Origin of the sequence: Vibrio sp. STUT-A16, assembly GCF_026000495.1 — a bacterium.
Lineage (GTDB): Bacteria > Pseudomonadota > Gammaproteobacteria > Enterobacterales > Vibrionaceae > Vibrio > Vibrio diabolicus.
This window is the reverse complement of record NZ_AP026765.1, coordinates 2880898-2900858: the sequence shown is the minus strand read 5'-3', so window position 1 is coordinate 2900858 and position 19961 is coordinate 2880898. Positions and strand designations below refer to the sequence as shown.

The following is a 19961-nucleotide window of genomic DNA, read 5'->3' as shown; positions in this document are numbered from 1 at the left end:
TATACCAAGTGCTTTGTTTTTGTTACCGCATTGCAAGAATTTCCCTTTCGAATGGATTTCTTATTTTGAGCTGACCGGAAACTTACACGGTTAGGGTATACACTTTTGTTATTCGTTATAAATGACGAAGTGCTTTCTGCACAAGTTAGGAACTCCTTGTCTCCATCGTCTTAAAAGTTTCACGAGTACAATTTTTAATACACTAAGTTGCTTTACATGGACATCTGCATTCTGTGTAAATAGATGCATGTGTGAAAATTGCCTTAACATCACATGAACGCTAACAAAACGAGGCTTTGGGGCAGTATATGTCTGGGGAAAATGACACAAATGAGATTCAACGTATCTGAATTGGCTAAAAACGTATGCTGCGCCGCCGCGCTGTGTGCGATGAGTTTGAGTACTAATGCTGCGCTGAGCTTGGAAAAGCAGCGTGAAGTTTATGAGCAAGCTCAAGATTTATTAGATAAAAATGACATCGACGGATACCTTTCGATCCGTCCTAAAATTTCTGACTATCCACTGACGCCTTATGTGGACTACCGAACATTTATTAGAAAGTTACCGGAAAAGTCGCCACAGCAGGTGAACGAATTTATTTCGGAGTACGAGTCGTTTCCTTTTTCTCGTCGTGTTCGCGCTCCATACCTCAACCATCTTTATAAGCAAAAAGATTGGAAAACCATTACTGAGTTTCAAAAAGTCATTCCAAGTGGCGAGCGTTACCAATGTATTTTCTACGTGGCTCAGTTAGAGCAAGGTAAGAAAGTCGCCGCGTTTAAAGGGGCTGAGCATATGTGGTTGCGTGGCAGAAGTATTGCCGATGAGTGCGATCCATTATTCGCAGCATGGGACAAGGCAGGTGAACGTACTGATGAATTGATCCTCCAGCGTATGCTACTGGCGTTTGATGCTCGTAATGGCAGTTTGATGAGTTACTTACTTAAACTGCCTAAATCCTCGCAGGCAAGGCAACAAGCGAAAGAAATGAAGGCGTTGTTTGATAACCCTTCAAGCGTTGCGGAGTTCGCGAAGAAAAAACCGGCTAATGATTTTAATCGAGCGCAAAGCGAATATGCGTTGGAAAAGCTAGCTCGCATGAATACCAGTCAAGCGCAGAGTGCGTATGATACCGTCATTAAAGGGCAGAAGTTTTCTCCAGAAAAGGCGCAAGCCCTGGCTGACTATATCGCATTTCGATTGACCCGTACTGAGTCTGAGTCACTATCTAAGTGGCGCGATGATAAAACGAAAACCAGCCAGTACTTACCGCTCATTGAAACTCGCATTCGCTTAGCGATTCAGAACGCGGATTGGAAGGGCGTACAAGAGTGGATTGCCGTTCTCAATAAAGAAGAGCAAGCGTCGCTTCGCTGGCAATACTGGCTTGGACGAAGTGAAATTGCGTTAGGTGATGACATCGCAGGGAAACAGCGTTTAGCGACTTTGGTCGGGCAGCGAAACTTTTATAGTGTGGCAGCCGCTAATGCGATTGGACAATCAATCAAATACCCTACGCATACGGTTAAGTTTGATAAGCGAGTGGTTCAACCCTATCAAGACTCGTTAGTTCGTATTGAAGAGTTGATCGCGACGGACAAAATTGCAGCAGCGAAAAGTGAATGGGCACATTTATTGCGCCGCGTAGGGAAAGATGAAAAGGCGATGTTGGCGGCTTATGCGTCTTCTAAGCGTTGGCATAACCTAACGGTGACCGCGAGTATTCAAGCGCAGATGTGGGATAATATCGAACTGAGGTTCCCGATTGCGCATCGCTGGTGGTTTAACTTTTATGCAAAAAAACACAACATAGATCCCGTGACGATGATGTCCCTAGCTCGACAGGAAAGTGCGTTGGATGTCGAAGCCCGTTCTCCAGTTGGTGCTCGTGGTCTTATGCAGATCATGCCCGCAACAGCAAAGTACACAGCACGTAAATATAAGTTGAGTTATCAAGGTACGCAGGACCTCTACAATGTGGGCAAAAATATCGAAATTGGTAGCCATTATTTGCAAGGCTTATTAGAGGATTACGATAATAATCGTATTTTTGCTCTTGCTGCTTATAATGCAGGTCCTAACAGAGTAAAAACGTGGCGAGAGCGTACCCAAGGAAAAGTGGATGCTTATGCCTTTATTGAGGCAATTCCATTTAGAGAGACACGCGGTTATGTACAAAACATCCTGATGTTTGAAACATATTACCGTGATCTTTTGGGTATCGATGGCGCGTTCTTGAATCAACATGAGATCAATACCAAGTATTGAGTGAGGTAACTTGATGTCGCACGAACCCGAGTACAAAGACTGGCAACAGATTATTGAGCTAATTCGAACTAGCATGGACAGTGAGCAAGATGACATTCTGTTAACCATGCTGATGTCACGTGATGAGAGAGAATCATTAATATCACGCGTTAATATTATTAACGAGCTTCTTAAAGGAGAATTATCTCAACGTCAGATCAGCCAGATGCTTGGCGTGGGTATTGCCACTATTACTCGTGGTTCTAACGAGTTAAAGTCTAAATCTGATGAAGAGAAAGACAAACTCAAGGTTTTGTTAGAGCAAGTTGCGGTATCTAAGTAGTCAGTGATTCCAATTCGCTTTTAGGTATTGGTATCACAAGTGGTTAAGATAACGTGTTAAAAAGGGCGGAAATATCCGCCCTTTTTCGTACCTAGCGAATAGGATGAGCGTTATAAATTTGAAGGGAAGTGCTCAGAGTTTGTGAATGGAATCAGAGCCAGAATCAAGGCTTGATGGTAAACCGAACTTCGAGTCAGCTGGTTTTGGGTGAGCAGGCTGATGGCACCACCTTTCTGTTTGATGTTCTCGGTACCAAACACCTCATCCATGACATCTCCCAGCTCATTCGCATGCTTGAGTTTGTCCAATACTTTAGGCGGCAGCATTAAGCTCGCAGAGCGAGATTCACCACGGTGAGTATTCGACTCAATCACCATCCACGCAAACGTCACGTTTGTTTCAATTCCCGCTTCAAGTCCGACATAGTAATCCGCGTTTGGCATCTCTACTTTTGCGTTTTTAACGCGGTTTAGTGCACCGCGATGAGTTTCTTCATCAGTCATAGGTTGAGCTGCGACCTCACTCGGTACACTGACGCCAACGAAGTTGAACTCTTGGTGCGGAAATGCACTGTTAAATGCACTTTGAACGGCATTAATTTTAGCTGGGTTTAGCGATGCGATTACGACTTTTTGGGTTGCCATGATCTTTTTACTCACAGGTGTCTATTAACTCAATTTCACTTGGGTAGGCTTTACGTTCTCACTAGGGTAACAGCCTAATACTTTCAAGTGTTTAGTGATTTTTGTTAGCTCTTCTAGTGCCTGTTGCATTTCTGTCGAAGCAAGATGAGATTCCAAGTCTACGTAGAACATTTCTTCCCATGGGTTCCCCATAATTGGACGTGATTCTAGCTTGGTCATATTGATACCGTAACGTTGCAGCACTAATAGTGTTTCAACCAATGAGCCAGCCTCTTGGGAGGTCGACATAATCAAGGTGGTTTTTGCTGGAATCTGAGTTGAAACCTCAACTGGTTTGCGAGCAACCACGATAAAACGAGTATGGTTCTCAGTTTGGTTTGCGATGTTGCCTTGAATTGCTTGCAAGCCGTATAGCTTACCGCTTGATGCATTACCAATTGCAGCAACATCATCACGATCCATCTCTTGGACTTTTTGCATTGCATCTGCCGTGCTGGCGCAAGACTCCAGTTTTACACCTTTCATACGGCTTAAAAACTCACTGCACTGTTGGTGTGGCTGAGGATGTGAATACAGCGTTTTAATGTTTTCCAGACGAATGTCTTTTTTCGCAACCAAGCAGTGCTCGATTGGTTGAGTTAGCTCTCCAACGATGTACAGCGTCGTGTGTTGTAGTAGGTCATACACTTCATTAATAGAGCCTGAACTGGTGTTTTCGATAGGCAGAACACCATAATCAGCATGGCCCGATTCTACTGTTTGAGTCACTTCTTTGAAGTGTTCGCAGTTGAGCTCGATAAGTTCTGTATTTTTACGGCTGAAGTATTCGCGGCTTGCCAAGTGCGAGTAAGAGCCTTTGGCTCCTAAGAAAGCGACGCGAGCAAGTGGCTTACGACTTTGTTGCGGGTTAACGAGGTTTTGCAGGTAACTTTGCTGAAGAAGCACAGAGTCTTCAATGATGGTATGGAAAAGTTTAGTGATGTACTGCGCGTCGAGTTCATATTTATCTCGGCCATTAGAAATCAGCTTAACTAATAGTTGTTGTTCTCGAACGGCATCACGAACGGGTTTTGAGGTTTGTACTTTACTTTTGGCTACTTCAATGCTGAGTTTACGGCGCTCAGACAATAAGCTGAGAAGTTGGTCATCCAGCTCATTCAAGCGCAAACGAATTTCTTCGAGGGAAATAGGTTGGTCAGTCATCAATTCTTTCCTTATAAAAAAGCCTCCCGATTTGGGAGGCTTTCTGTTTGTTTTTGACTTTTCTTTCACAAACGAGTTCGCCCCTCCGACTATGGGAGGAAAAAGAAGTCAAAAATAAACAGTGAGGTTAAATGCATAAATAGTGCTTAATTTATGAGTGTTTAAACACAATAAGCAAGGCAGGGGAGAGCGTCAAGCAAAAAAATAGCGCCTTTCGGCGCTATTTCCTCAATCTGGTCAGTTTACTCTTCTTCTTCCACTAGCTCAGGCTTATTTGCACGTCGAGCTTCAGGTTTGTGGGTCAGCTTGTTCAATTGTCGTTCTAGTTTTTGCTCCACTTCGTTGATAGCTGCGTAAAGATCTTCGTGAGTTGCTGAGGCAATGAGCTGGCCTTTAGGAACTTTAATAACCGCTTCGAATTTCTTCTGTTTGTTTGGTTCCTCACTGAAAGTTGCTTGGCAACCAATTAGGTCTACTTGCCATTTCTCCAGTTTTTTAAACTTGCTCTCAATATGAGCTCGGATTGCAGAGGTGATTTCGATGTTTTTGCCAGTGATATTCATTGTCATAAGTGTTTTTCCTCTGTTGCATCCCTCATGGGTTGAGTTCAGATTACCGCTTTAAGCATAAAAAAATGTGATTTAGATCATTATTTTGTTCGGGGTTTTTATGATGAAAAATGAATGTGATCTCACTCAAGATCTGCTGAGATTTATCGTGAAATTGCTTGTTATCGGTTAGTAAATCCGTAGATTGGATAGAGTACTAAGCTGAAAACGTCTTCGTTTTTAGGGAAGTTTTACGGCCTAATATTAGAGGTGGTTAAAATTTAACTATACGTAAAGTGTGATGACAGTCACTGAGTCTCTCAGACGAATTTATTTACAAAGCCGCTTATTGTACAAGCGGCTTTTTTGTGTCTGGCGTTTGACTGACTTTTCGTAGCGGTATCATGAAGACGGGATCCTTTGGAGCTAGTGATACCCGCTCTAGACTTTTGACCTGGTCCAAACTTTCTAGCTGTTTGTATATAACGTAATAGCGATTAATACTGGTAACGTATCCAACCGTTGAGCTTAAACTTTTCCGCATAACGACTTCCACGTTATTGAACCAAACATTAGGATCGTAGCCTTGCTGGGCTGCACGTTTACGAATTCGTTCTACATTCCCGGGGCCAGCATTGTAAGCAGCTAAGGTAAAGTAGAGTTTATTTTCCGCCGTAATAGCAGGATCACTGAAGTACTGCTTACGCAAAAATGCTAAATACTTCACGCCAGCATGAATATTGTTTTCTAGCTGCCGAACGTTTTTGATATTGATATTAGGGTCTCGAGCCGTGCTGGGTAGAACTTGCATTATGCCGACTGCACCTCGACTTCCAACGAGGTCGTTATTAAAGCCGGACTCTTTATAAGCGACGGCTGCGATCAGTAAATAGTCGATATCGTACTTCTCACCATAGCGTGAAAACAACGTAGCAAGCTTTTCTAGTTGATCAATTTTGTTGGGGTTAAGGGCTTTGTTTAGCCAACCTGTGTTATCGATGTATTTTCCGTAAATGACGTTACCGAGCAGTGTCCCAGAACGAGATTTCTGAATAAACTTGTTCACGACGGCTTTCAAACTTGGGCTGTTTTCCCGCATTGCCCAAGCGATTTTACCATTTTCACGAATAGGAATTTCTGGGTGAGCTCGAATATCATCCATCACTTTCAGCCAAAGTTTGGCTTTATGGCTATCGAGAACAATGGCTTTGACGTAGCCGTTATTGAGCATCCCAACCAGTTCGTAGTCTTGCAGTGTTTCTTCAATAAAATGTACGACAACGGGTGGCAAGCCTTTTTTATTTAGCTTCTTATTTAGTGCTTGAATACTCTCAAAGTAGCTAGAACTGGCACGTACCCAAACCTCTTTGCCGCTCAGTTGCTCAATGTTAGTCATGGCTGGTGTGCTTTTGTTCGTGACTATCCACTCGTCAATACCAGTAAGAATGGGTGAACTAAAATCGACTTTCTGTTTACGTGTGCTGGTAATGGTCAGATTGGCTACGACTAGATCACCGGAGCCATTTTCTAAGGCTGGCAGAAGTTGGTCACGGGCTAGAGGAATAATTTGTACGTTAAGTTTCGGTTTGAGCTTACGAAGGTCTTTTTCGAAATGCGCCAGGAGTTCTGCACCTATTCCTTTTGGTGTACCGCCTTCAATGTAATAGAAGCCTAGATCAGCAGAAACGAGGACACGTAAAACATTCTTCTCTTTAATGACATCGAGATCCCCAGTGTAAGGAGGTTGCTTGAGTGGTGATATTTGCAGTGCGCAAACGGAAGCAGACAATAAGAGCAGCATAACTGCGCATAGCTTAGGTATCGTCACGTTCACATCCTTTTATAAAGGGGAGGGGGAACTTTAAGCATATGTAGAGCCCCGTAGATCATCAAGAAAGGGCAGAAGACGCTATTGCGGGTAATAAAAAACCGCCACGGTAAAAACGGTGGCGGTTTAGTTTGAAGCAGCTCAGTTACTTCACAGGGTTGAGCTCGATGAGCTTTTCAGTTCTTGCTACTGCGTCTTCCAAACCGAGTTGCTTGTAGGCCTCTAGCTGGATAGTCAGTGACTTACGTGCCGCTTCTGTGTCTGGGAATGCTTTTTGTAGCTCTTGGCTGCGATTAATTGCAGCTACCCAGGCTTCACGGCGGAGGTAGAAGTCAGCCGTCGCTAAGTCATAGTTCGCTAGGCGGTTTTTCAGCGCAACCATGCGTTTTTGTGAATCTTCTGCGTATGGGCTGTTCGGGTAGCGTTGAAGCAGTTTTTTGAAGTCATCAAACGCTTTTTTTACTGGCTCAGGATCGCGATCGCTTCGATCTACGCTGAACAGATCATGCATAAAGTTACGATCTTGCGCCATATGGCTTAGGCCGCGCATGTACAGTACCCAGTCCATTTTTTCATGGGTTGGGTTTAAACGCATAAATCGAGAAATGGTTGCCAAGCCCAAAGCAAGGTCGTCGTTTTTGTAGTACGCATAGATTAGGTCAAGCTGCACCTGTTCTGAGTAGGCACCGAATGGGTAACGTGAGTCTAATGCTTCCAGTTTCTCAATTGCAGAAAGCCAATTACCACTTTGAAGAGAAATCTGTGCGTCTGCATACAGTTCCGAAGGCGGCACATCAGGAACGATTTCTTCTTTGCTTGCACATCCAAACAGAAGGGATACCGCTAAAAGGCCTGTTAAAGTCTGACGTTTCATATCAGGAGTCTGTTCCTTGAATCTAAATATTTCTTAAGCTGCCGTTACTTTCTTTCCAGTAACAGATACAATGACGTAATAGTCTATTTTTTCACAGTCGTGAGCATTAGTCTCACAGTTTTTAAAAAAGTTCGATATGGCTCAGCAGATTGTATTAACAAATACCGTAAAAGATAGCCAATTAGGTCAACGTTTAGACCAAGCTATCGCCGAATTATTCGCGGACTTCTCTCGCTCGCGCCTGAAAGAGTGGCTGCTTGATGGGAAAGTTCAAGTTAATGGTGAAGTTGTCACCAAACCTCGCACCAAAGTAATGGGTGGCGAGGAAATTACATTGCAAGCCGAGTTAGAAGATGAAGAACGCTGGGAAGCGCAAGATATCCCGCTAGATATCGTTTTTGAAGATGACGATATTATCGTTATCAATAAGCCTCGTGACTTTGTGGTTCACCCAGGTGCCGGTACGCCAGATGGTACGGTGCTTAATGCGTTGTTGCATCATTACCCTGATATCGCAGAAGTGCCTCGTGCGGGCATTGTGCACCGTCTGGATAAAGACACAACGGGGCTGATGGTGGTGGCGAAAACTGTACCAGCACAAACTCGCCTGGTTCGCGCACTGCAAAAACGTAATATTACTCGTGAGTACGAAGCAATCGCTATTGGTCGTATGACAGCGGGTGGTAAAGTGGACCAACCTATTGGTCGTCATTCTACCAAGCGCACGCTTATGGCGGTAGCACCAATGGGTAAACCAGCGGTAACGCACTACCGTGTCGCTGAGCGTTTCCGCGAACACACACGTATCCGTCTGCGTCTTGAAACGGGTCGTACGCACCAGATCCGTGTGCACATGTCTTACCTTCAGCATCCGCTGCTCGGTGATATTGCATATGGTGGACGTGCTCGCATCCCGACAGGTGCTTCTGAAGAGCTAACGGCAATGATCCGTGGCTTCGATCGCCAAGCATTGCACGCCGTAATGCTACGCTTTGAACATCCAATTACGGGAGAAGTACTTGAGTTCCATGCCCCTGTGCCTGATGACATGGTGGCGATGACTGAAGCGCTTCGTCAAGATACGGAAGAGCACGGTTTACCGGAAGAGTTCTAAGATGAAGACAATCATTCCGAATTGGCGTGCGCCTAAAAATGTCAAAGCTTTTGCCTCAACACGCATAGGCGGTTTTTCGACAGGCCCTTATCAAGGGCTAAATTTAGGTACTCACGTTGGGGATGATTTGTCTTTAGTAGAGAAGAACCGAGCTTGGTTGGCGCAGCAGGCGAACATGCCCCATGCGCCAATCTGGTTAAACCAAACGCATTCAACCGTTGTGGCTCAAGCAAATGAACCGACAACACAAGTGCTTGATGCGGACGGTGTATTTACTTCTTCAAGCCATGTTGTTTGTTCAGCGATGACCGCCGATTGTCTACCTGTATTATTGACTAATACACAAGGCACGCAGGTCGCTGCCGTTCATGCAGGTTGGCGCGGCTTAGCAAATGGTATTGTCGAAAATGCATTAGCGTTGTTCTCAGGTGAAGTGATAGCGTGGCTTGGGCCTGCTATTGGGCCTGAAGCTTTTGAAGTCGGTGAAGATGTTCTGCAAGCTTTTGTTGATGTCGATTCTCTGGCACATCAAGCTTTTATGCCACGAGAGGCTAAAGGTAAATGGTTGGCTGATATGTCAAAGCTGGCAACGCAACGTCTAAATCGAGCTGGAGTGACACAAGTGTTTGACTCTGGACTTTGTACTTACCAAGATAAAGCCTCTTTTTATTCGTATCGCCGTGATGGTAAAACTGGTCGACAAGCAACCTTTATTTGGATTGAAGATTAGTTATAAGCACTAAAGTGCCAAGATGCATAGTGCTATTTTTGCAAAGCTATCTTTATTCATTCACTCCCTTGAAATTCCTCCTCTGAGTATCCATCTTTCTAACTGTCAAAAGAATTTCCTTTAGTTGAGGTTAGGAAGGTAGATATGCGTCTTGATCGATTCACAAGTAAGTTTCAAATCGCTATCTCTGATGCTCAATCACTAGCGTTAGGGCGCGATCATCAATATATCGAGCCAGTTCACCTAATGGTGGCTTTGCTTGACCAAAATGGCAGTCCAATTCGTCCATTGCTTACTATGCTGGATGTGGACGTAACGCATTTACGCTCTAAATTGAGTGAAATGCTAGATAGATTACCAAAAGTCAGTGGCATCGGTGGAGATGTACAGCTCTCTAGTTCGATGGGCACGTTGTTTAACCTGTGTGACAAAGTGGCGCAAAAGCGTCAAGACTCCTATATCTCGTCTGAAATCTTCCTGCTTGCTGCTTTAGAAGATCGCGGACCATTGGGGCAATTACTCAAAGAGATCGGTTTAACAGAGCAAAAAGTTAGCCAAGCAATCGAAAAGATCAGAGGTGGTCAAAAGGTTAATGATCCGAATGCAGAAGAGCTTCGCCAAGCATTGGAAAAGTTCACCATTGACCTTACCGAGCGAGCAGAACAGGGCAAACTGGATCCGGTTATCGGCCGTGATGATGAAATTCGCCGTACCATCCAAGTATTGCAGCGCCGTACTAAAAACAACCCTGTGATCATCGGTGAACCTGGCGTAGGTAAGACCGCAATTGTTGAAGGCTTAGCTCAGCGCATTGTCAACAATGAAGTGCCAGAGGGTCTGCGTGGTCGCCGTGTGCTGTCATTAGATATGGGTGCACTGGTTGCTGGTGCTAAGTACCGTGGTGAATTTGAAGAGCGCTTGAAGTCGGTATTGAATGAACTCGCTAAAGAAGAAGGTAATGTCATTCTGTTTATCGACGAGCTCCACACTATGGTTGGTGCGGGTAAAGGTGAAGGCTCAATGGATGCGGGGAACATGCTCAAACCTGCATTAGCCCGTGGTGAACTGCACTGTGTTGGCGCAACAACACTGGATGAATATCGTCAGTACATCGAAAAAGATGCGGCGTTAGAACGTCGTTTCCAAAAAGTGCTGGTGGATGAGCCGACCGTTGAGGATACCGTGGCGATTTTACGTGGCTTGAAGGAGCGTTATGAGCTTCATCATCACGTTGAAATTACTGACCCAGCGATTGTTGCAGCGGCGAGTTTGTCACATCGTTATGTTTCTGACCGTCAACTGCCAGATAAAGCGATCGACTTAATCGACGAAGCGGCTTCAAGCATTCGTTTACAAATTGACTCTAAGCCAGAGTCATTAGATAAGCTTGAACGTAAAATTATCCAACTTAAGATTGAGCAACAGGCGCTTAGTAACGAGCACGACGAAGCGAGTGAAAAGCGTTTGAAAGCGCTTAATGAAGAACTCAATGAAAAAGAACGTGAGTACGCTGAACTAGAAGAGGTTTGGAATACAGAAAAAGCCGCACTTTCTGGCACTCAACATATTAAGTCTGAGCTTGAACAAGCTCGTATGGACATGGAGTTTGCTCGCCGAGCTGGTGATTTAAACCGCATGTCGGAACTTCAATATGGTCGTATTCCTGAACTTGAGAAGCAGTTAGATCTTGCAACCCAAGCGGAAATGCAGGAAATGACACTATTGCGTAATAAAGTAACCGACAACGAGATTGCAGAAGTACTTTCTAAGCAAACTGGCATCCCAGTATCCAAGATGCTAGAAGCGGAAAAAGAGAAACTACTTCGTATGGAAGACGTACTGCATAATCGTGTGGTAGGGCAAAGCGAAGCGGTCTCTGTTGTATCGAATGCCATTCGTCGTAGTCGAGCTGGGCTTTCTGATCCAAACCGACCAATTGGCTCCTTCTTATTCTTAGGTCCAACTGGTGTAGGTAAAACAGAGCTTTGTAAGACACTTGCGAGCTTTATGTTCGACAGCGAAGATGCGATGGTCCGTATCGACATGTCTGAGTTCATGGAGAAACACTCAGTGGCAAGATTGGTGGGTGCGCCTCCCGGCTATGTCGGATATGAAGAGGGTGGTTACTTAACGGAAGCGGTTCGTCGCAAGCCGTATTCGGTGATTTTGTTAGATGAAGTAGAGAAAGCGCATCCGGATGTATTTAACATTCTGCTGCAAGTTCTCGATGATGGGCGTTTAACGGATGGTCAAGGTCGTACTGTTGACTTCCGTAATACCGTTGTGATCATGACATCGAACTTGGGTTCATCTCGTATCCAAGAGAATTTCGCAACATTAGACTATCAAGGTATCAAGAGTGAAGTAATGGATGTGGTTAGCAAACACTTCCGTCCTGAGTTCTTGAACCGTGTTGACGAAATCGTGGTGTTCCATCCACTTGGTCAAGAACACATCAAGTCTATCGCTTCTATTCAATTAGAACGTTTGGCGAAACGACTAGAAGAAAAAGGATATCAACTCGAGGTTTCTGACAAAGCACTCGATTTGATCGCTCAAGTTGGTTTCGACCCTGTATATGGTGCGCGTCCTTTAAAACGCGCAATTCAACAGAATGTCGAGAACCCATTAGCCAAATCGATTCTTTCTGGTGAAATTGTTCCAGACAAGAAAGTGCAGCTAATCGTTACTAATGACCAAATTCGTGCCCATCAGTAATTGCACAGATACAATAAGAAATGAGATAAAAATCACATTCAAGGGGCCATTTGGCCCCTTTTCTATAATGTTTTAGAACCTTTTGCCTGTTTTCTATACGAATGAACTAAAAAGGTGAGTTTTTTTTAAAAATGCACTTGTGTTCCTTAATGAACGCCCTATAATGCGCCTCCGTTGTCAAGGGAAAGCAAGTTAAGCGAAGCCTAGACAACAAGGTCAGTGAGTTAAGAATTAACTCGCAGATAAATAACTTAAAAAAAGTGTTTGACACGATAAGTTATCTAGCTAAAATGGCCGTCCACTTTGAAGAGAAGTTCAAAGTGTGCTCTTTAAAAATATAGACCTATCAATCTGTGTGGGCACTCGTTGATGATAATCCAATTAGATACTTCGGTATCAAATTAGGTTTCAATGAAACGAAGTGACCATTGAATCTTCGGATTCAGCACAGTCAATTCAAACATTACTTATGTAATGTTCAGTATTCATTGAGCCGAACAAAATCTTAAATTGAAGAGTTTGATCATGGCTCAGATTGAACGCTGGCGGCAGGCCTAACACATGCAAGTCGAGCGGAAACGAGTTATCTGAACTTTCGGGGAACGATAACGGCGTCGAGCGGCGGACGGGTGAGTAATGCCTAGGAAATTGCCCTGATGTGGGGGATAACCATTGGAAACGATGGCTAATACCGCATGATGCCTACGGGCCAAAGAGGGGGACCTTCGGGCCTCTCGCGTCAGGATATGCCTAGGTGGGATTAGCTAGTTGGTGAGGTAAGGGCTCACCAAGGCGACGATCCCTAGCTGGTCTGAGAGGATGATCAGCCACACTGGAACTGAGACACGGTCCAGACTCCTACGGGAGGCAGCAGTGGGGAATATTGCACAATGGGCGCAAGCCTGATGCAGCCATGCCGCGTGTATGAAGAAGGCCTTCGGGTTGTAAAGTACTTTCAGTCGTGAGGAAGGCGGCGTCGTTAATAGCGGCGTTGTTTGACGTTAGCGACAGAAGAAGCACCGGCTAACTCCGTGCCAGCAGCCGCGGTAATACGGAGGGTGCGAGCGTTAATCGGAATTACTGGGCGTAAAGCGCATGCAGGTGGTTTGTTAAGTCAGATGTGAAAGCCCGGGGCTCAACCTCGGAATAGCATTTGAAACTGGCAGACTAGAGTACTGTAGAGGGGGGTAGAATTTCAGGTGTAGCGGTGAAATGCGTAGAGATCTGAAGGAATACCGGTGGCGAAGGCGGCCCCCTGGACAGATACTGACACTCAGATGCGAAAGCGTGGGGAGCAAACAGGATTAGATACCCTGGTAGTCCACGCCGTAAACGATGTCTACTTGGAGGTTGTGGCCTTGAGCCGTGGCTTTCGGAGCTAACGCGTTAAGTAGACCGCCTGGGGAGTACGGTCGCAAGATTAAAACTCAAATGAATTGACGGGGGCCCGCACAAGCGGTGGAGCATGTGGTTTAATTCGATGCAACGCGAAGAACCTTACCTACTCTTGACATCCAGAGAACTTTCCAGAGATGGATTGGTGCCTTCGGGAACTCTGAGACAGGTGCTGCATGGCTGTCGTCAGCTCGTGTTGTGAAATGTTGGGTTAAGTCCCGCAACGAGCGCAACCCTTATCCTTGTTTGCCAGCGAGTAATGTCGGGAACTCCAGGGAGACTGCCGGTGATAAACCGGAGGAAGGTGGGGACGACGTCAAGTCATCATGGCCCTTACGAGTAGGGCTACACACGTGCTACAATGGCGCATACAGAGGGCGGCCAACTTGCGAAAGTGAGCGAATCCCAAAAAGTGCGTCGTAGTCCGGATTGGAGTCTGCAACTCGACTCCATGAAGTCGGAATCGCTAGTAATCGTGGATCAGAATGCCACGGTGAATACGTTCCCGGGCCTTGTACACACCGCCCGTCACACCATGGGAGTGGGCTGCAAAAGAAGTAGGTAGTTTAACCTTCGGGGGGACGCTTACCACTTTGTGGTTCATGACTGGGGTGAAGTCGTAACAAGGTAGCGCTAGGGGAACCTGGCGCTGGATCACCTCCTTATACGATGATTATTGCGATGAGTGTTCACACAGATTGATATGGTTTAGATTTCAGAGCAAAATTGGTTCTGCATAAAATGCTGAAGCAATTTATGTGGGGCTATAGCTCAGCTGGGAGAGCGCTTCGCTGGCAGCGAAGAGGTCATCGGTTCGATCCCGATTAGCTCCACCACATACTTCTGTGTCCCGTTCGTCTAGAGGCCTAGGACACCGCCCTTTCACGGCGGTAACAGGGGTTCGACTCCCCTACGGGATACCATCTTTAAGCGCATTTACTTAAGTGTTCTTAAAAATGGTTACTTCTTTGAAGTGATTAGCTCTTTAACAATTTGGAAAGCTGACAAAACAACAATTTATTGTTGTTTGTAAAGTTCTCAATGTTTATCGAAAGATAAACACCAAAAAACACATTCAAGTGTTCTTGGCTTTTTGTTTTCATTTTTTCTAAAAATGAAGGTAAAGAGATGAGTCCGGCAAAATCGATATGTCTCTCGCTCATTCAAATAATGAGAGACAACTTTGGTGATTTGAACATCAACTCGAAACTCCTTCGGGTTGTATGGTTAAGTGACTAAGCGTACACGGTGGATGCCTTGGCAGTCAGAGGCGATGAAGGACGTATTAACTTGCGATAAGCCCAGATTAGGTAGTAAAAACCACTTGAGTCTGGGATTTCCGAATGGGGAAACCCACTTACATAAGTAAGTATCGTTATGTGAATACATAGCATAACGAGGCGAACCGGGGGAACTGAAACATCTAAGTACCCCGAGGAAAAGAAATCAACCGAGATTCCGAAAGTAGCGGCGAGCGAAATTGGACTAGCCCTTAAGCTTTATAGGCGTTAGGTGAACAAGCTGGAAAGCTTGGCGATACAGGGTGATAGCCCCGTAACTGACGACGCATATTCAGTGAAATCGAGTAGGGCGGGACACGTGATATCCTGTCTGAATATGGGGGGACCATCCTCCAAGGCTAAATACTACTGACTGACCGATAGTGAACCAGTACCGTGAGGGAAAGGCGAAAAGAACCCCTGTGAGGGGAGTGAAATAGAACCTGAAACCGTGTACGTACAAGCAGTAGGAGCAGGCTTTGTCCTGTGACTGCGTACCTTTTGTATAATGGGTCAGCGACTTATATTCAGTGGCAAGGTTAACCATCTAGGGGAGCCGTAGGGAAACCGAGTCTTAACTGGGCGTTCAGTCTCTGGATATAGACCCGAAACCAGGTGATCTAGCCATGGGCAGGTTGAAGGTTGAGTAACATCAACTGGAGGACCGAACCGACTAATGTTGAAAAATTAGCGGATGACTTGTGGCTAGGGGTGAAAGGCCAATCAAACCTGGAGATAGCTGGTTCTCCCCGAAAGCTATTTAGGTAGCGCCTCGGACGAATACTACTGGGGGTAGAGCACTGTTAAGGCTAGGGGGTCATCCCGACTTACCAACCCTTTGCAAACTCCGAATACCAGTAAGTACTATCCGGGAGACACACGGCGGGTGCTAACGTCCGTCGTGGAGAGGGAAACAACCCAGACCGCCAGCTAAGGTCCCAAATTACTACTAAGTGGGAAACGATGTGGGAAGGCTCAGACAGCCAGGATGTTGGCTTAGAAGCAGCCATCATTTAAAGAAAGCGTAATAGCTCACTGGTCGAGTCGGCCTGCGCGGAAGATGTAACGGGGCTAAGTAGTAAACCGAAGCTGCGGCAATACTCTTTGAGTATTGGGTAGGGGAGCGTTCTGTAAGCGGTTGAAGGTGTGTGGTAACGCATGCTGGACGTATCAGAAGTGCGAATGCTGACATGAGTAACGATAAAGGGGGTGAAAAACCTCCTCGCCGGAAGACCAAGGGTTCCTGTCCAACGTTAATCGGGGCAGGGTAAGTCGACCCCTAAGGCGAGGCCGAAAGGCGTAGTCGATGGGAAACGGGTTAATATTCCCGTACTTCTTACAATTGCGATGGGGGGACGGAGAAGGCTAGGTGGGCCTGGCGACGGTTGTCCAGGTTCAAGTGCGTAGGCTTGAGAGTTAGGTAAATCCGGCTCTCTTTAAGGCTGAGACACGACGTCGAGCATCTACGGATGTGAAGTCATTGATGCCATGCTTCCAGGAAAAGCCTCTAAGCTTCAGATTGTAAGGAATCGTACCCCAAACCGACACAGGTGGTCGGGTAGAGAATACCAAGGCGCTTGAGAGAACTCGGGTGAAGGAACTAGGCAAAATGGTACCGTAACTTCGGGAGAAGGTACGCTCTCGACGGTGAAGTCCCTCGCGGATGGAGCTATTGAGAGTCGCAGATACCAGGTGGCTGCAACTGTTTATTAAAAACACAGCACTGTGCAAAATCGCAAGATGACGTATACGGTGTGACGCCTGCCCGGTGCCGGAAGGTTAATTGATGGGGTTAGACTTCGGTCGAAGCTCTTGATCGAAGCCCCGGTAAACGGCGGCCGTAACTATAACGGTCCTAAGGTAGCGAAATTCCTTGTCGGGTAAGTTCCGACCTGCACGAATGGCGTAATGATGGCCACGCTGTCTCCACCCGAGACTCAGTGAAATTGAAATCGCTGTGAAGATGCAGTGTACCCGCGGCTAGACGGAAAGACCCCGTGAACCTTTACTACAGCTTGGCACTGAACATTGACCCTACATGTGTAGGATAGGTGGGAGGCTTTGAAGCGCAGTCGCTAGATTGCGTGGAGCCGTCCTTGAAATACCACCCTTGTAGTGTTGATGTTCTAACGTCGACCCCTCATCGGGGTTGCGGACAGTGCCTGGTGGGTAGTTTGACTGGGGCGGTCTCCTCCCAAAGCGTAACGGAGGAGCACGAAGGTGGGCTAATCACGGTTGGACATCGTGAGGTTAGTGCAATGGCATAAGCCCGCTTGACTGCGAGAATGACAATTCGAGCAGGTGCGAAAGCAGGTCATAGTGATCCGGTGGTTCTGAATGGAAGGGCCATCGCTCAACGGATAAAAGGTACTCCGGGGATAACAGGCTGATACCGCCCAAGAGTTCATATCGACGGCGGTGTTTGGCACCTCGATGTCGGCTCATCACATCCTGGGGCTGAAGTCGGTCCCAAGGGTATGGCTGTTCGCCATTTAAAGTGGTACGCGAGCTGGGTTTAGAACGTCGTGAGACAGTTCGGTCCCTATCTGCCGTGGGCGTTGGAGAATTGAAAGGGGCTGCTCCTAGTACGAGAGGACCGGAGTGGACGAACCTCTGGTGTTCGGGTTGTGTCGCCAGACGCATTGCCCGGTAGCTAAGTTCGGGATCGATAACCGCTGAAAGCATCTAAGCGGGAAGCGAGCCTTGAGATGAGTTCTCCCTGATACTTTAAGTATCCTAAAGGGTTGTCGTAGACTACGACGTTGATAGGCAGGGTGTGTAAGCGTTGTGAGGCGTTGAGCTAACCTGTACTAATTGCCCGTGAGGCTTAACCATACAACACCCAAGGGGTTTTGATGGACTCAATGAAAGAACGTTGAATGTGTAAGAACGAGAATTAAGAAACAGCTTTCCAGATTAAAGAATTTGCTTGGCGACCATAGCGTTTTGGACCCACCTGATTTCCATGCCGAACTCAGAAGTGAAACGAAATAGCGCCGATGGTAGTGTGGGGCTTCCCCATGTGAGAGTAGGACATCGCCAGGCTTTAAATTTTGGACACTTGCTGATTACAAGCGAGTGATACCACTGCGGAGTGGTAGTTCAGTTGGTTAGAATACCGGCCTGTCACGCCGGGGGTCGCGGGTTCGAGTCCCGTCCACTCCGCCACTTATTTGAGCGTCGTCTCATTAAACACGAACTATAGGGGTGTAGCTCCAATTGGCAGAGCAGCGGATTCCAAATCCGCGTGTTGGGAGTTCGAATCTCTCCACCCCTGCCATATATCAAGGCTCTGACTTAGGTCAGAGCCTTTTTCATTTCTAACGAATAGTTCGAATAGTTGTCGATATCTGATACACATTGATCTTAAGAACATATTACATCGGTGACTTAAGCCATTCTATTTCCCTTGCAATAGATTGCGTCACTAAGCTTCGGTGTATCATTTTACCCCTTCTTACCTCTGTTCATACTCCCATTATTCTTCGTTAGTGAGCTAGTTGATTTACTACTTGATCTATATGACGTGTATAGAAAAGGTTAGTGGTTACATTGGCTTGGATGATTACTGACTTGGTTCCTGTTATTATCATGAGTTAATGATAATAATTAGGAAGTAAGTTTATGCCACATTTTCGATTCCGTGCTGTAGAGCCGCAAGCTGTTCAGGCACTATCAAAGCCTCTGACGGATGAACTTCAGCCTCTGATGGACTGTCCGCGTGAGGATTTTACTTTTGAGTATATCTACACTACGTTTTTCAATGAGGGCGAGGTGAGTGCTGCATATCCTTTTGTCGAAGTGCTTTGGTTTGATCGTGGTCAGGAAGTACAAGATAAAGTTGCTAAGCTTATTACACAGCAAGTTCGTGGTATTGCTGGTGCGGATATTGATGTTGCAGTTATCTTTTCAGCTTTATCCCCTAAAGCTTATTACGATAATGGCGAACACTACTAAAGGCTAAAATCTATGAAGCTGAGTTTCATTGTATCTTTGGGTTTATGTTTCTCAGCTTCTGTATACTCTACTCCTTGGGAGTCTGTTGCTAATCCTACCCAAAATTCTTCTTCCTCTATTGGTAGCTATGCTAACGGTTGTTTGGATGGTGCATTACCTTTGCCTCTTGATGGCGTTGGTTATCAAGTTTTACGTAGTAAAACGAAACGCTACTATGGGCACCCTAAAACGATAGAGTTTATTGAAAACCTAGCGCTTAAAGCTAATCAAAATCTCAACACAACGCTGCTTATAGGTGACCTGTCTTTACCAAGAGGAGGAAGGTTTTCTTCTGGCCATTCTAGTCACCAAACTGGGTTAGATATTGATATCTGGTTAAGACTCGCTGACCAACCGCTTTCTTATAACGAATTACAACTCCCTAAGCCAATGAGTGTGGTGGACTTAAAAGGTTATTCCATACTTAACCATCGCTGGGAAGATAGGCACTTTAGGCTGATTCGATATGCTGCACAGAGTGAGGATGTTGCACGAATTTTTGTACATCCTGTCATTAAGGAGCAGCTTTGCTCGCAAGAAGAAGGCAAAGAACGTTCTTGGTTACGTAAAGTTCGCCCTTGGTGGGGGCATCATTACCACTTCCACGTCAGGTTATCTTGTCCTGAGTCGAGTGGCTATTGTGTTGAACAACCTCTGCCTCCCGCTGGTGATGGTTGCGGGGTAGAGCTTGCTAGTTGGGGACCGAAAGTTAAGCCTCCGTCTGCGAAAGTTATTGCTAAGCCCAAGCAAAAAAAAGCGATTCCACCGCAATGCCAATCACTTATCTCTACTAACTAGAGTGACTCTATAGGTTTATATTCCCTTACGTATCTCTTTTATGAAACTGGAGAAACATCATACTTTTGTCTACAGTGAATAATACCAATACAAAAACTAACCTAATTAGTTTTGGTGACATAATATAGAAATCTAAATTAAACAAAGAGTTGTAGTATAGATAAGTCGTAACTTCTCTGTTTAGAAAGATCTTTCGTCACGATACTTTGGTTTCTTAGCAATATGTCTGTCAGTTGGCTAGCG

12 protein-coding genes, 4 tRNA genes, 3 rRNA genes and 1 other annotated feature are annotated in these 19961 nt (G+C 45.7%); of the genes, 14 read left to right on the top strand and 5 right to left on the bottom strand.

Going from position 1 to position 19961, the window contains the following annotated elements:
* Window positions 1-330: 330 nt before the first annotated feature.
* The gene (gene sltY / locus OO778_RS13775) at window positions 331-2268 is read left to right on the top strand and encodes a murein transglycosylase (RefSeq protein WP_264910026.1); all 1938 of its coding nucleotides are present in this window, start codon (window positions 331-333) and stop codon (window positions 2266-2268) included.
* 13 nt (window positions 2269-2281) lie between these two features.
* On the top strand, window positions 2282-2590 hold the full coding sequence (trpR, locus tag OO778_RS13770; protein ID WP_047009122.1) for a trp operon repressor: 309 nt from the start codon (window positions 2282-2284) through the stop codon (window positions 2588-2590).
* Window positions 2591-2700: 110 nt separating this feature from the next.
* Here trpR and yjjX read toward each other — a convergent pair whose 3' ends face one another.
* From yjjX to OO778_RS13745, 5 genes are all read right to left on the bottom strand, one after another.
* On the bottom strand, window positions 2701-3234 hold the full coding sequence (yjjX, locus tag OO778_RS13765; protein WP_047009123.1) for an inosine/xanthosine triphosphatase: 534 nt from the start codon (window positions 3232-3234) through the stop codon (window positions 2701-2703).
* A 24-nt stretch (window positions 3235-3258) separates the two neighbouring features.
* The gene (gene pheA, locus OO778_RS13760) at window positions 3259-4437 is read right to left on the bottom strand and encodes a prephenate dehydratase (protein WP_005397485.1); all 1179 of its coding nucleotides are present in this window, start codon (window positions 4435-4437) and stop codon (window positions 3259-3261) included.
* A gap of 12 nt (window positions 4438-4449) precedes the next feature.
* Window positions 4450-4571: a sequence feature (Phe leader region), on the bottom strand.
* Between the two features lie 108 nt (window positions 4572-4679).
* Window positions 4680-5006, bottom strand: a complete 327-nt coding sequence (gene raiA, locus OO778_RS13755) for a ribosome-associated translation inhibitor RaiA (RefSeq protein WP_005397484.1) — start codon at window positions 5004-5006, stop codon at window positions 4680-4682.
* Window positions 5007-5331: 325 nt separating this feature from the next.
* The gene (locus tag OO778_RS13750; protein WP_309474336.1) at window positions 5332-6813 is read right to left on the bottom strand and encodes a lytic transglycosylase F; all 1482 of its coding nucleotides are present in this window, start codon (window positions 6811-6813) and stop codon (window positions 5332-5334) included.
* Between the two features lie 145 nt (window positions 6814-6958).
* Window positions 6959-7687 (bottom strand): outer membrane protein assembly factor BamD, encoded by a 729-nt coding sequence (locus OO778_RS13745; RefSeq protein WP_006743118.1) that lies wholly within the window; start codon window positions 7685-7687, stop codon window positions 6959-6961.
* A 136-nt stretch (window positions 7688-7823) separates the two neighbouring features.
* Between OO778_RS13745 and rluD the strand changes: the two genes are divergently transcribed.
* The 12 genes from rluD (at window position 7824) to mepA (ending at window position 19718) form a co-directional block, all read left to right on the top strand.
* Window positions 7824-8801 carry a 23S rRNA pseudouridine(1911/1915/1917) synthase RluD gene (rluD, locus tag OO778_RS13740; RefSeq protein ID WP_005385913.1) on the top strand — a complete coding sequence of 326 codons (978 nt, stop codon included), beginning with the start codon at window positions 7824-7826 and terminating at the stop codon, window positions 8799-8801.
* A gap of 1 nt (window position 8802) precedes the next feature.
* Window positions 8803-9531: a peptidoglycan editing factor PgeF gene (gene pgeF, locus OO778_RS13735; protein ID WP_074192068.1), complete on the top strand. Its 729-nt coding sequence runs from the start codon at window positions 8803-8805 to the stop codon at window positions 9529-9531.
* A gap of 144 nt (window positions 9532-9675) precedes the next feature.
* A complete protein-coding gene (gene clpB / locus OO778_RS13730) occupies window positions 9676-12249 on the top strand; it encodes an ATP-dependent chaperone ClpB (RefSeq protein WP_005397478.1) in 2574 nt (857 codons plus the stop codon).
* A gap of 507 nt (window positions 12250-12756) precedes the next feature.
* A 16S ribosomal RNA gene (locus OO778_RS13725) occupies window positions 12757-14309 on the top strand.
* 95 nt (window positions 14310-14404) lie between these two features.
* A tRNA-Ala gene (locus OO778_RS13720) sits at window positions 14405-14480 on the top strand.
* A gap of 11 nt (window positions 14481-14491) precedes the next feature.
* Window positions 14492-14567: transfer RNA gene (locus tag OO778_RS13715), tRNA-Glu, on the top strand.
* 302 nt (window positions 14568-14869) lie between these two features.
* A 23S ribosomal RNA gene (locus tag OO778_RS13710) occupies window positions 14870-17759 on the top strand.
* Window positions 17760-17852: 93 nt separating this feature from the next.
* Window positions 17853-17969, top strand: a 5S ribosomal RNA gene (gene rrf / locus OO778_RS13705).
* The 16S, 23S and 5S rRNA genes sit together here with 4 tRNA genes alongside, the layout of an rRNA operon.
* Before the next feature lie 46 nt (window positions 17970-18015).
* Window positions 18016-18092: transfer RNA gene (locus OO778_RS13700), tRNA-Asp, on the top strand.
* A gap of 35 nt (window positions 18093-18127) precedes the next feature.
* Window positions 18128-18204 (top strand) — tRNA-Trp (locus OO778_RS13695).
* Between the two features lie 344 nt (window positions 18205-18548).
* Window positions 18549-18881 carry a DUF1904 domain-containing protein gene (locus OO778_RS13690; RefSeq protein WP_005391613.1) on the top strand — a complete coding sequence of 111 codons (333 nt, stop codon included), beginning with the start codon at window positions 18549-18551 and terminating at the stop codon, window positions 18879-18881.
* A gap of 12 nt (window positions 18882-18893) precedes the next feature.
* Window positions 18894-19718: a penicillin-insensitive murein endopeptidase gene (mepA, locus tag OO778_RS13685; RefSeq protein ID WP_264910018.1), complete on the top strand. Its 825-nt coding sequence runs from the start codon at window positions 18894-18896 to the stop codon at window positions 19716-19718.
* The last annotated feature ends 243 nt before the right edge of the window (window positions 19719-19961 follow it).

Excerpts from the sequence above, each read along its gene's own strand:
- pheA (WP_005397485.1), bottom strand. The coding sequence starts at position 4,437 with ATGACTGACCAACCTATTTCCCTCGAAGAAATTCGTTTGCGCTTGAAT.
- mepA (WP_264910018.1), top strand. The coding sequence starts at position 18,894 with ATGAAGCTGAGTTTCATTGTATCTTTGGGTTTATGTTTCTCAGCTTCT.
- yjjX (WP_047009123.1), bottom strand. The coding sequence starts at position 3,234 with ATGGCAACCCAAAAAGTCGTAATCGCATCGCTAAACCCAGCTAAAATT.
- rluD (WP_005385913.1), top strand. The coding sequence starts at position 7,824 with ATGGCTCAGCAGATTGTATTAACAAATACCGTAAAAGATAGCCAATTA.
- trpR (WP_047009122.1), top strand. The coding sequence starts at position 2,282 with ATGTCGCACGAACCCGAGTACAAAGACTGGCAACAGATTATTGAGCTA.
- pgeF (WP_074192068.1), top strand. The coding sequence starts at position 8,803 with ATGAAGACAATCATTCCGAATTGGCGTGCGCCTAAAAATGTCAAAGCT.
- OO778_RS13745 (WP_006743118.1), bottom strand. The coding sequence starts at position 7,687 with ATGAAACGTCAGACTTTAACAGGCCTTTTAGCGGTATCCCTTCTGTTT.
- OO778_RS13690 (WP_005391613.1), top strand. The coding sequence starts at position 18,549 with ATGCCACATTTTCGATTCCGTGCTGTAGAGCCGCAAGCTGTTCAGGCA.
- raiA (WP_005397484.1), bottom strand. The coding sequence starts at position 5,006 with ATGACAATGAATATCACTGGCAAAAACATCGAAATCACCTCTGCAATC.
- sltY (WP_264910026.1), top strand. The coding sequence starts at position 331 with ATGAGATTCAACGTATCTGAATTGGCTAAAAACGTATGCTGCGCCGCC.
- clpB (WP_005397478.1), top strand. The coding sequence starts at position 9,676 with ATGCGTCTTGATCGATTCACAAGTAAGTTTCAAATCGCTATCTCTGAT.